We start from the raw sequence: 13633 nt of genomic DNA, 5'->3' as shown, positions 1-13633 counted from the left end.
ATTAAAAATATGATTTGAAATTAAAGCATAAAGTTATTAAAAATAGTTAATAAGATATTATAAAAAATACCCCCCCCCAATATACAAAAAACTAAAATATTTATAAACAATTATTCTATAGATATTTTAATACATTTTTGTATTGAAAATAAAAGTTTTTCAAAATTGGAGAGTTTGTTGAATATAGCTATTATAGGAACTGGTTATGTAGGATTACCTAGCGGTATTGGGTTTGCTAAACTAGGCCACAATGTTACTTGTGTAGATATTAATAAAAGTAAAATTCATTCTTTACAAAATGGTATTTTGCCAATATATGAAAATAATATTGAGCAATTATTTTTAGAAGTAGTTAATGAAAATCTCACTTTCACCACATCCTATTCTTGTATAAATGAAGCTGATATTGTTATATTAGCTGTTGGAACTCCACAATCAAATAATAGTGAGAAAGCTGATTTAAAATATATATTTGAAGCGATAAATGAAATTTGTAAAAATTTAAGAGATAAAAATAAATATTTTATTTTAGCAACCAAATCAACTGTTCCGGTTGGTACTGGAGATAAAATAGAACAAATAGTGCACAAAATAAATCCTAATATTGAAGTAGTATCTTTACCTGAATTTTTGAGAGAAGGGTATGCTTTAGAAGATTTTTATAATCCAGATAGGGTTATAATAGGAAGCAATTCTGATAAGGCAAGTAAAGCAATAAAAGAATTGTATTCGCATATTGATAGTGATAAAATTTTAATTACAACTAGAAAATCGGCTGAACTTATAAAATATGCTTCTAATTCTTTTTTAGCAATGAAAATACATTTTATAAATGAAATAGCTGATTTTTGTGAAAAAAGCGGGGCAAATATAGGTGATGTTGCACTTGGAATTGGACTTGATAGTAGGATTGGTAATAAATTTTTAAACGTTGGACCTGGATTTGGTGGGAGTTGTTTTCCTAAAGATACTTTAGCAATGCTTGGAATGGCTAAGGAGCTTGGGGTAGGAGTATCTTTAATAGAAACTACCATTAAGGGTAATAATGATAGATTTAAAAAAATTGCAAATAACATTAAGGATATGTTAAAAGATATTGATAATCCAAAAATAGGTATTTTAGGACTTGCTTTTAAAAATGGCACTGATGATTGTAGACAAAGTCCAGCGATTGAAATTATAAAAGAATTTATTAAAAATTATCAAAATATAAATGTTTATGATCCGAGGGCTATAAATAATGCTAAAGGTATTTTAAATGATAACGTTAATTATACAAATTCAATTTATGAATGTGCCAATGAATGTGATTTATTAGTAATTTTGACAGAATGGGATGAATTTAAGGATATTGATTTTTTAAAGCTTAAAGATTGTATAAAGGTTAAAAAAATCTATGATACTAGAAATATAATAAATTTCAATGAAGCTAAAAAATATGGTTTTGACGTGATAAATATTGGGGTTAAGAATTGAGCCAAACAGTTATCGTAGTTAAAAACGCTGAAGGTGACCCTGATACAAAAGCTACTATTTTGATTAAAAATAAGATTGATTATATCCCAAAAGTATCAGTAATAATCCCAGTATATAACACTGAAAAATATTTAAGAGAGTGTTTAGATAGTGTAATAAACCAAAGCTTAAAAGAAATAGAAATAATATGTGTAGATGATGGTTCAACTGATAATTCGCTAGAAATCTTAAAAGAATATGCAGCTAAAGATAACCGTATTACAGTTTTAGCTCAAGAAAATCTATATGCTGGAGTTGCAAGAAATGCTGGTATGATGGTAGCTAGTGGAGAGTATTATCATTTTTTAGATAGTGATGATTGCATGAGTGGTGAGCTTAATTATTTTTATAATGAAGCTTGTAAAAATCAAGTTGAATTGTTTAAATTTAAAAATATAATTTATGATGATTATAATGACTTATATTATCAAAATGATTATATTTTGATATCAAAACTTGATAAAAAGTACTTTAATAAACTCATAAAAAATCCTAAGATAGATTTACTTTTAAATCTTCCTGATAGTGCTTGGAGTGGTATATATAAAGCTAGTTTTATAGAAAAATTTGATATAAAATTTGATAATCTTAAATGTGTTAATGATGTTAGTTTTTTCATAAAGTGCATAAATAATCTCAATAGTCTTTATATATCAAATAAAGAATTGATTATATATAGAAGAAATCATGTTAATTCTTTAATGCAGCTTAGAGCTGATAATTTAGTTGATTTAATAAGGCAGTTTAAGAATATAGAAAAAGTGGATTTAAAACATAAACAAATTATATTGAAATATATTTTTATGAAAATTAAATCACAATTTATAAATAATTTAGATAAGCTAAGTGAAGATGTTTTTGATGAGCTAAAAACTATATCTTATAGATGCTTTAATGATAGAGATTTGATAAATTTTAATGATTTTGTAATAGCTTACAAGCCACAACAAACGAAATTTAATAACTTTTATTATTCATATCCAAAGATACTTTCTAATGACAAAGGCAATGGCATAAGCATTGAAGGTAGTGGTGATTGTGTGATATATCTAAAAGCTATAGAAAGTGGGTTATTTAATATAACTTTTAGGTCTATTTTGAGCAATGGCTTTTATAAAGCTACAAGATATAACTTAATAAAAATCAACGATGAGATAATAAGTATACTTCCGGTTATTACAACTGATAATTCTCCTTATAGATATAAATTAAAAGTTAAAAATGGTGATATTTTGAAATTGGAATTTAGATTAGGAATTACAAACGTTAAACAAGATTTTAAAGTAAATATAAGAAATGTAAAAAATAAAAAAAATAGTGTTGAATTGGTAAAAATAAAAGGAATATAAATGAGTAAAGAAAAACTAAATTTAATAGTAGGATGTGGTTTAAGTGGTGCTGTAATGGCAAATAAAATAGCCAACGAATTGGATGAAAAAGTTGTTATTATAGATAGAAAAGACCATATAGCAGGTACTTGTTATGATTATAAAGATATAGATACAGGCATTACAGTTCATAAGTACGGCCCTCATATTTTTAGAACTAATAATAAAGAAGTTTGGGATTTTTTATCAAAATATACCGAATGGATGCCTTTTATGCATAATGTTTTAGGCATAGTAGACGGCAATGAAGTACCAGTTCCATTTAACTTAAATTCATTGTATATTGTATTTCCTGAGCAGTTGGCAAAAAAATTAGAAAATAAACTTATAGAAAAATTTGGATATAACGTAAAGATAAAGATACTTGAGCTATTACAAACAGATGATAAAGATTTGAAATTATTAGCAGATTTTATATATGAAAAAATTTTTAAGGAATATACTATTAAACAATGGGGCTTTAAGCCTGAAGAGTTAGATCCATCTGTTACCGGATCGGTTCCAGTTTTTATAGGTAGAGATAATAGGTATTTTCAAGAAAAATACCAAGGTATACCTCTTAATGGTTATACTAAGATGTTTGAAAATATGTTATCTCATAAAAATATAGAAATAAGACTAAACACAGACTATAAAAATATAAATGAAAAACATTTTGATAGAATATTTTATACTGGAGCTATTGAAGAATTTTTTGAATATAAATTTGGAAAACTACCTTATAGAAGTCTAGATATTAAAATTACAACTTATGATATTGATAAATTTCAAAATGCTCCGGTGGTTAATTATCCTAACAATTATGATTTTACTAGAATAGCTGAGTATAAATATTTTTTAAAAGAACAATCTAATAAAACAGTTTTATCGTTTGAATATCCTAAAGAATTTGAAATAGGAAAGAATGAAAGAATTTATCCAATTTTAAATAATTCAAATACTGCTTTATATAACAAATACTTACAAGAAGCTATATTATTAGAAAATATTTATTTTTTAGGAAGACTAGGAGCTTATAAATATTATGATATGAATAGAACTATCCTTGGTGCTTTTGAAGTATTTGAGAATATCTTTAATGTAAAAGGAAGTAATAAATGAGTGATTTTTTATCAATGACTTTGTCAGAAAATCAAATTATAGTTAAAAACGCTGAAGGTGACCCTGATACAAAAGCTACTATTTTGATTAAAAATAAGATTGATTATATCCCAAAAGTATCAGTAATAATCCCAGTATATAACACTGAAAAATATTTAAGAGAGTGTTTAGATAGTGTAATAAACCAAAGCTTAAAAGAAATAGAAATAATATGTGTAGATGATGGTTCAACTGATAATTCGCTAGAAATCTTAAAAGAATATGCAGCTAAAGATAATCGCATCTTTGTTGTTAGCAGGATAAATTGTGGAGTAGGGTATTCAAGAAATGAGGGGATACAAAAAGCAAAAGGGGAATTTTTAGCATTCATTGATCCTGATGATTATTATCCAGACAATAATGTGATTTTAATTTTATATCAAAAAGCAATTTTAAATAATGTACTAATTTGTGGCGGATCGTTATTGATATACGATGAAAATAAAAAAGAGTGCTATCAAAAGGATAACAATAAAGATTTATTTAAATATGATGGGATAATGGACTATTCAGACTATCAGTTTGATTATGGCTTTCAAAGGTTTATTTATAGTAGAAAGATGGTTTTAAAAAATAATATATTTTTTCCAAATTATAAAAGATATCAAGATCCTATTTTTATGATTAAGGCTATGGATTGTGCAAAAAAAATATATGTTGTAAAATCTCATACTTATACTTACAGAATGGAGCATAAAACAGTCACTTGGGACAATAGTAGAGTAATTGATATTTTGAACGCATTTTTAGAAATTTTAGATTATACAAATAAGAATAATTTAAATAAACTTTACGATTTAAGCCTAATGAGATTGAAAAAGGAGTATTGGGGAAAGATTAAAAATGTAGACAATGATGACATAAATTTAGTCAAACAAAAATTAGTTGAACTTTCACTTAAAAGATATTGCAAAATTTATACTAACTTAGAGAAAGCAAAAGTTTCTATAATTATTCCTATATTTAATGTATCTAAGTATTTACAAGAATGTTTAAATTCTATAACTAGTCAGACTTTTGATTATATTGAAATTATTTGCGTTAATGATGGCTCAAGTGATAATTCTTTAGATATATTAAATGATTTTGCAAATAGGCATAGAAATATTAAAATAATTGATAAGATTAATACAGGATATGGAAATTCTATGAACTGTGGTTTACGTGTTGCTAATAGTGAATATATAGGCATAGTTGAACCTGATGATTTCATAGCTTTAGATATGTATAAAAGACTTTATAAAGTCGCTAAAGAAAATGATTTGGATGTATTAAAATCAAACTATTATATATACAAAAACAATGTTAGTACTCTAAATAAAGTTATAAATGATAATTGTTATAACAAAATTTTTAATGGAGTTAATGATAAAGATAAGCTAGGTTTTGTGATAAACCCAACAGGAATATTTAAAAAAGTTTTTTTAGATAGCAATTATATTACTTTCAATGAAACTCCAGGAGCATCACATCAAGATATAGGATTTGATTATTGTACCACTTATTTAGCAGATAAAATAATGTATTTAGATGAAGCTTTTTACTATTACAGACAAGATAATGAAGAAGCTTCAATGTTTAAAAAATCTTGTGTTTATACTATCTTCTTGGAGCAACAACATGTATTTAACATTATGAAAAAAAATAGTAAGTTTCAATACCTATATAATATCTTGTTGTTAAGAAAATATAATTCTTATATTTACTTTTATAAAAATAGGATTTCTTTAAAAGATAGGGGAATTTTTAGAAAATTACTTAAAGATGAGTGTATGCAGGATAAAATATTTAGTGTAGATCTAATTGATATTAAAGTTGTAGAACAAATAAAAAATATAGTTTTTTCTAAAAATTATATACCAGTTATTTTTGCGACTAATGACTATTATGTGGATTATTTGAGAGTAGCTTTGAAATCATTATCTAATACTGTAAATAATAATGATGAATATCATATATTTATTTTTTATAGTAACTTAAAAAAAGATAGTATGGATAAGATTTTTAATACAAAAATAAAAGATAATATATATATAGAATTTATAGATGTTTTTAATTATATTCAGCAATATAATTTATATAGTACAAATCATTTCAGTATAGAGATGTATTATAGAATTTTAGCTCCTGAAATCCTTAAAAGTTATGAAAAAATTATTTACTTAGATTGTGATATTCTTATAAAAGGTGACATATCTGAATTTTATAATATTGATTTAGAAGGTAATATATTAGGTGCTATCATCAATCCTGTAGATAAGTATGAAAAAAAAATAAAACAATTAAATATGAACAAAAATGAATATATTAATTCTGGTGTATTGTTGATTGATACAAAAAATTTATAATTGAAAAAATTAAAAATAAATGTTTTGAATTAATTGATAAGTATAGAGATTTAGAATATCCAGATCAAGATTTGTTAAATATGGCTTGTCAAGGTCGTAAGAAATTATTAGAAATCATATGGAACTATCAATGGAATTATTTATTTTTTAATCAAAATATATTTTTAGAAGAAAAAAAATTAGTAAAATATGCAAAAATAATTCATTATAACACAGATTTGAAGCCTTGGAATATTAAAAATATAGAACAATATGATTTTAATATTAGAGAATTGTATTATGAATGGATGAAAATTGCAGAAAAAGAAATAAATTTTAAATCAAATAATTTTGATAATTTTAATATTAAGGATGAATATTTAACATATTTAAGTGTATTAAGTTCAAGTCGTATTGATGTAAAAAATTTTGGTATTAACAAAAACAATATTGATATTATTCAAAAGATAAATAAACATATAAGTATATCAACAGAAAAAAGTAACGGTTATAGTATTTTTGGCAATAATAATATTATTGAATTTATAATAATCAATAGTGGCCTACTTGTTATAGATTTATTTTGTGATAATGAAAATATTATTTATAATCAGATTAAAATAAATGGTAAAAATCTTTTGCAAAAGCCATTAAATATTACTAAAAATACTTCATATAAGATAAAAAAATATGTATTAAATAAACAAATAATTAAATTAGAAGTAGATTATATTGGTAGTAAATATTTTAAAATTAATATAAGAAATGTGAGAACATATAAAAACAATATAAGATTGTTAAATCATAGTTCAAATATAAGTATAAGTACCCCTAGCTGGTTTGCAGATAATAATGGTATAGGAGCAATTTTAGCTAGTAAAAACTATAAAGATAGTTTTCAAATTAAAACTAGATGTAATGGTAATTTAGTGTTTAAGTTTATGGGAATTTATAGAAAATATAATAATAAAATGATTCCTTTGTATGTCAACTATCAATCAATCAAGATAAATGGAAAAGAGATTTTAAGGGAGCCTATTACTACTTGGCATGATAAAGCTTTTACCTATGAAATGAAGGTTAAGGATAATGAGATGATAGACATAGAGGTAACCAAAGCACCATATCCTTATACTAAAAGTGAACTAAAAGAATTAATAATTAAGCTTTCTAGTGGAGTAGAGCCTAAAGATATAAATAATATTATTGAAAATATTATTAAAAACAGACTGGAGTATGAAAAATCAACTAAATTAAAACAACCAAATCGTATTTTCTCAATCACAAGAGAAAAATATAAAACAAGATATTATTTCTTAGGTTTGAAGTATGTAAAATTTAATACTAGACGAGAAATCCTAGACCTTATCAAAGAAGAAAACGCAAAGTTAATAAAAGAAATTGAACAATTAAAAGAAAAATTAAATTAAATAGAGGTAGATATGGAAGTTAGAGAATTAAAAGAAAAAATATATAAGACAATATCTAGTTATCGCTTAGATATATTAGCGACCGAGCTAAAAAATAATATAGATGGTAAAAATATAATTGAGTTTGTTGGTAATGATACAAACACAAAAATTATATATCCAGAGTGGTTAAACAAAATTAATTCAAAAGGTGCTATTATATTTAATAATATATTGGATGATAGTATTAAAATTAAAGTCAATTGCGATTGTAAATTAAAAATTAATTTAAAAAATAGTCTAATAATGCTAGATGATAGCCCGTACCCTATTTATGTAGTATATAAATCATTTAAAATTAATAAACAAGAAATGCTAGATGAAAAAGTAGCTTTATGGCATAATAAAAGTTTAGATATCATGTCAAATTTGTCTGCAAAAAAAGACGATATAGTAGAATTAGATTTAAAGTTAGAATTATATAGCTATAATAGGTCTGAATTACAAGACATTGCTAAAATTTTAAAAATACATACTGATAAGAATATCAATCAAGCTATTTTAGAAATTGTGCAAGAAATAAGTTCTTTCAATAACAAAGATAATCTAAATGAATATTTGATAAAAAAAATAATTTATTTAGAAAATGAATTACAAAATATTAAGACATATTTGCAACCAAAATTAAAAATTTTAAGTTTAGATTCTACAATGGATGAGCTTGTAAAATCAAATAGGTCATTAGTTAGATTTGGAGATGGAGAAATAGGTTTAATGTTTGGTAAATTTGAAGTTGGGTTTCAAAAATATAATTTACAACTATCAAATAGACTGATAGAAATAATTCAAAATAATAATGATAGTGTGTTTACTTGTATAAGTCCTCATTATAACAATTGTTATAGTTTTGATATTAAAGATGAATCTACTTGGTTACATTTTGTAGTAAAAACTAAAAGAGAATTATATAATACTATTGTAAATTATAATAAAAATTATGGGAATGCTGAGATAACAAGAAACGTAAGTAATGTATTGAAATTTAAAAATATATGGAAAGATAAAGATATAGTTATTGTCGAGGGTGAAGCAACAAGAATGGGCGTAGGTAATGATTTGTTGGATAATGTGAAAAGTATCAAAAGAATACTGTGTCCTAAAGAAAATGCTTTTGATAAATACGATGATATATTAAAAGCTTGCAATAAAATAGATAATAGTCATTTATTTTTAATAGCTTTAGGACCAACAGCTACGGTGTTAGCGTATGACTTAACTGTTGGGGGGGGGTATAGAGCTCTTGATATAGGTCATTTAGATATAATTTATGAATGTTCCTTACGTGGATTTGGTCAAAGAGGTCCTGTACCTGGCAAGTATGTTAATGAAATAAATCAAAGGAATGTTCCGGAGTGTAAAGATAAAGATTATTTAAGTCAGATTGTTGAAATTATTAAATAAAAAAAGGAAATTAAATGAAGGTTTGTTTGATCGGTGGTAGTAATGGTGTAATGCTTGAAGGCTTGCAACGTGGTTTAAAGGATACTTTAAATTCTAATATTGTGGGGGGGGGTAATCATGAATTTTTAAATTTATCTCTTGGGGGCCCAGGTTCTGCACATAGACTTTATGAACTAACACGCAATATTGATAAGATAAAAACTTTTGATTTGGTTATTATAGATGCTTATTTGAATGATTTTATTAAATATTTATATTCTAGATACAATATAAGCATGATAGAAAGAAATGCTCATTATCTTTATAATGAATTATCTAAATTAAAAACTAAAGTCGTATCTTTACTAATTTCTCAACCACTCTATGATGAAAATAATATCAATCATAAAGTTATTTATAACATACATAAATCCTATTGTAATTTGTATGATATTAGCGTTGTTGATATGCAACAATACATGATATCTAAAAATTTGTTTGAATTTTTTAAAAAACCAGATGCTAATCATCCTTTAAATAGTATAATGAGAAAAATAGGAGCTAATATAATTAAAAATTATAATTTAATTGATATGCCAAATCCTAATGATGTAAATTTATTAGATTTAGAATTCAAAATAATAAACTATGAAGATATATTTTCTAAAGATTCTGATTTGGTGCATAAAAATTCATGCTATTGTGAAAAGGTTTTAAGATTAAATAAAGATACTGAAATAGCAAAGTTATCAAAATATAGTGGTTGGTTTATAGTTGGTATACATACTTGGAATAAAGATGATAAATTATCTATAGTACCGGATAGATATTATGGGACATATTCATTGATAAAAATATCTAATGATAAAAATAATCTAGTAAAAGCGTTTTCGTATTTTAATCAATTCTCAACTGTTCAAAATGATTTTTTAATTGATAATAGTACAAAATTGCATTATTTTGACAATGAAAAAGAAGAAACTGAATGGGGTGAGCATACAAGTGCAACTTTTAACGATACTTGTAAAATAGATTTTTTAGATTTTATTTCTTTATTTTTATGTAGTAAATCTTTAAAATTAACTTTAGATGAAATATATGAGATTTATGCTAATGATATAATAGTCAACAAGGACTTGAGTAAAATATTGCCAGATGTAGATTTTGCAGTAGATGTGTCTAATGAATATTATGAAAAAGCAATTCAACATGAAAATAATGATAGCAAAGATCTAATAGAGATTAAAAAAATTTTAAAAACACTAAAAACTTTTAGAATTGATGTGTTTATGGAAAATAACCATCAAGAATTTGACACAAATTGTAGCAATGGAGTTGTAGTTGAATATCCTAAATGGTATGATGCATCAAATGGAAAGGGGATGATAATTTATAATAATAAAATAGAAACTAGTGATTTTAATTTAAAAATTAAAACGCATTTAAGTGGGAAAATATCATTTAAATTTTTATCGTCGTGTGTTAAAGATAAGGATAATAATTTTTTACCAATTTGGGTTACATATGACAAACTCACTATTAATTCAAAAACATATGATACTTTTTCTGCTTGGCACAACAAGCCAACAACAATAGAAATGGATTGTATTAATGGTGGAATTTTAGATATAAGTTTTAGGTTAAAATTCTATAAATATTCAGAACAAGACATATGTAATATTTTAAAAAAATGTTTTAGTATTGAAGATAACTTTGTTCAAAAGATTATTTATTCTTATATAAACTATGATGAAGAATAATAAATTAATATTTATTTTAGATCAGCTAATATAAAATTTAGCTGATTAAATTATTTATAATACGTGTTAGATTATAAAATACATTTGTTTTTGTCATTTGAATATTGAGGATATAAGGATAATCTTAGAGATTGGTTTATTGACGTTTAAGTGTATTTTATTGGTAATATTGAAAAATATTGATAGATAAAATTATTTATGGTTTGTCAGGTGTGAAAATATAAATGATTTTAGAAAATATTAATAATATTGATAAATATAATAAAATCTAATATTTCAATTTTTTAAGAAAATAGTAGTTTTTTTATATTTACTCATAAAATAGGTTACTTAAATGTGAGTATTTAATTATTGAATTATTGTGATTAGTCTCTTTTTAATAGTAAAGCATAAAATTACCGTATTTGGTATATAATTTTCAATATAAATATGATTAATAAATTGGTGTTGTATTTATATTATATCTATAAGGAGAAAAATATGAAAAAGAATAATATTCCTATTGGTTCAGATGTATCATCAGGTACTTATAAGTGTACTGTGTGTGGATATAAACTACCTGTGCAATCAGTAACAAGCTTACCGCCTTGCCCATTAATGAAAGTTAAACATCCTCGTGTAACAAATAAGTGGGACTGTTTATCTGGCGTTGGTGATGCACCAAAAGATCCGTATCCAACACGTAAATAGGTACTAAATAAGATTGTTATATTTTATCATTTGAGTTTTTACTGATAAGCACCCTAATTGTACTTGTAGATTTAGTTAAATTGGTAGATATAGGGTTTAAATATCTAGGATACAAGATAACAACCCCTATTATTAGCTCGTTAATGCTTAGTTTTCTTCCTCGATGGGATAGGATTTCTGGAGTTATGTTTTTATCAATGGTTAAACCCCAGCCAGCGTAAAATGGAGCCCCATAAGTTACTACTACTTTATCTCGGATAAGTGCATCATATCCTGCTGTTGATGTGATAGTATGAACCTCATCACAAGCTTTTATACAACTATCTATACTAATATCAGTTATAATTTCATCGCAATATTTTAAGATAATTTTCTCATCCTTAAGTCCTTTACGATTACCAGCTACTACATCAGGATGAACTTTATATATTATATAAGCCTCTGGATTTTCAGCTCTAACTTGCTTTATAAGTTTTAAAGTATCATATCCTAAACCACCACATTTGATAGATGCATCATCTTCAACTTGTGCTGGAATTAGTATTGTTTTTTGTTTTCTTTTTGGCAATTCTTGATGTTTTAAGCAATTGTATTTAGAAAATGAATTATCTAAAATTAGTTTTCTAATCTCTTTTGCTTCTTCTATTAACTCATCGCTAAAATTGGTATTTTTTAGGATATATTCTAATCTACTTGGAAGTTGAGGGTCAAAATAAATTCCCATATCATCAACTACTAATGAGTATGCTTTAGTAAGGTTTGAGCCAAGTCCAATTGAGCGTATAAAACCATCTTCTACTATGCTAACATTCTTAAAATACTTTTCGAGTTCATCTTTATCATATTTTTTACCCCATATAAATGCTTTATCGTTTTCTGTAACCTTATACCGCTTTAAGGCACTTAAAGAGTTCATGAAAATTATTTTATTATCAAATGATTTAAAAAAATGCTTTGTATGAGCTCTTTTCCATAAAGAAAACCCAAAGAAAAATAATCTCCCTGAATTAGCCTTATAAATTTCTCTAAATTGCACCATGGTTTTCATAGTATCAAAAATATCTGAAATATCTTCAGAGTAGGGATTATAATATTTCGTATATAAAAAATACATAGCATAAAATATTTCTTCAATATTTCTTATTTTTATTCTACGCTCACATTTTTGTTTATCTTTTGTAATTCCCCATCCTGCATAAAAAGGCATTCCATAGCACACGCATTCACACCCACAAAGTAAAGCTTCAAACCCCATTGTTGAAGTTTTTGTATAAACCTTTTTAAAGTTTTTAAGTAAAATTATTGGATTATAACTATCGCTTATAATCTCGCATTCTTGTGGAATTTCATTTATATTTATATCGCTTTGTTTTTTGCTGCTTAGTACATCTGGATGAATTTTTATATATATTTTAGAATTAGGGTTTTCTTTAATTGCATCTTTAATCATATCAAGTGAATTAATATTATTAGCTAAACCATATTTAAGTGATAGATCATTTGCACTCTGTAAAATCACTAAAACATTATCTTTATTCCCTAATTTAAATTCTTTGTAAGCATTGTTATATTTGCTTATATTATTATCTACTAGATATTTGATAGCTTTTTTTGCTTGCTCTAATTCATCTTCGCTAAACTCGTAAGTATTTAAAATATTTTCTAATCTACTAGCAGCGGTTGCATCGTAATAAATCCCAATATCATCAAATACTAGTGAAAAGCTATTTTTATCATTAATGCCAAGCCCTAAAGAGCGAATAAGCCCATCTTCAAGTAAGCAAAATTTAGCATTATTTTTTTTAGCTAAATTCTTGGCTATTCTTCCACTTTCCTTTCTTCCCCAGCCATAATAAACACCATTGCAACTTGCATCACGCCAAGAAAGATTTAAAAAGTTTTTAACATTTTTACGAAGTTTATATTGTTTAAAATATCTAATTAACATAGGATAAAAACCCCTT

9 protein-coding genes are annotated in these 13633 nt (G+C 24.9%); 8 read left to right on the top strand and 1 reads right to left on the bottom strand.

Annotated elements, in window-relative coordinates:
• Positions 1-177 precede the first annotated feature (177 nt).
• The 8 genes from AVBRAN_RS05330 (at position 178) to AVBRAN_RS05300 (ending at position 11669) form a co-directional block, all read left to right on the top strand.
• On the top strand, positions 178-1476 hold the full coding sequence (locus AVBRAN_RS05330) for a UDP-glucose/GDP-mannose dehydrogenase family protein (protein WP_239802656.1): 1299 nt from the start codon (positions 178-180) through the stop codon (positions 1474-1476).
• A complete protein-coding gene (locus AVBRAN_RS05325) occupies positions 1473-2864 on the top strand; it encodes a glycosyltransferase (protein ID WP_239802655.1) in 1392 nt (463 codons plus the stop codon). The genes AVBRAN_RS05330 and AVBRAN_RS05325 overlap by 4 nt, the downstream gene beginning before the upstream one ends.
• On the top strand, positions 2865-4004 hold the full coding sequence (gene glf / locus AVBRAN_RS05320; RefSeq protein ID WP_239802654.1) for a UDP-galactopyranose mutase: 1140 nt from the start codon (positions 2865-2867) through the stop codon (positions 4002-4004).
• Positions 4001-6391 carry a glycosyltransferase gene (locus AVBRAN_RS11045; protein WP_275591979.1) on the top strand — a complete coding sequence of 797 codons (2391 nt, stop codon included), beginning with the start codon at positions 4001-4003 and terminating at the stop codon, positions 6389-6391. Before glf ends, AVBRAN_RS11045 begins: the two co-directional genes overlap by 4 nt.
• Positions 6388-7800, top strand: coding sequence for a glycosyltransferase (locus AVBRAN_RS11040; RefSeq protein ID WP_345774109.1), 1413 nt, complete (start codon positions 6388-6390; stop codon positions 7798-7800). The genes AVBRAN_RS11045 and AVBRAN_RS11040 overlap by 4 nt, the downstream gene beginning before the upstream one ends.
• A 12-nt stretch (positions 7801-7812) precedes the next feature.
• Positions 7813-9240 carry a GT-D fold domain-containing glycosyltransferase gene (locus AVBRAN_RS05310; RefSeq protein ID WP_239802653.1) on the top strand — a complete coding sequence of 476 codons (1428 nt, stop codon included), beginning with the start codon at positions 7813-7815 and terminating at the stop codon, positions 9238-9240.
• Between the two features lie 14 nt (positions 9241-9254).
• Positions 9255-10979, top strand: coding sequence for an SGNH/GDSL hydrolase family protein (locus AVBRAN_RS05305; RefSeq protein WP_239802652.1), 1725 nt, complete (start codon positions 9255-9257; stop codon positions 10977-10979).
• 480 nt (positions 10980-11459) lie between these two features.
• Positions 11460-11669 (top strand): zinc ribbon-containing protein, encoded by a 210-nt coding sequence (locus tag AVBRAN_RS05300; protein WP_239802651.1) that lies wholly within the window; start codon positions 11460-11462, stop codon positions 11667-11669.
• Between the two features lie 16 nt (positions 11670-11685).
• Here AVBRAN_RS05300 and AVBRAN_RS05295 read toward each other — a convergent pair whose 3' ends face one another.
• Complete coding sequence (locus tag AVBRAN_RS05295) at positions 11686-13617, bottom strand: capsular polysaccharide biosynthesis protein (RefSeq protein ID WP_239802650.1); 1932 nt, start codon at positions 13615-13617, stop codon at positions 11686-11688.
• Positions 13618-13633 lie beyond the last annotated feature (16 nt).

Source organism: Campylobacter sp. RM12651 (assembly GCF_022369475.1).
In the GTDB taxonomy this organism is placed as follows: Bacteria; Campylobacterota; Campylobacteria; order Campylobacterales; family Campylobacteraceae; genus Campylobacter_E.
The sequence above is the reverse complement of the archived record's forward strand: the minus strand, read 5'-3'. Positions and strand labels throughout refer to the sequence as shown.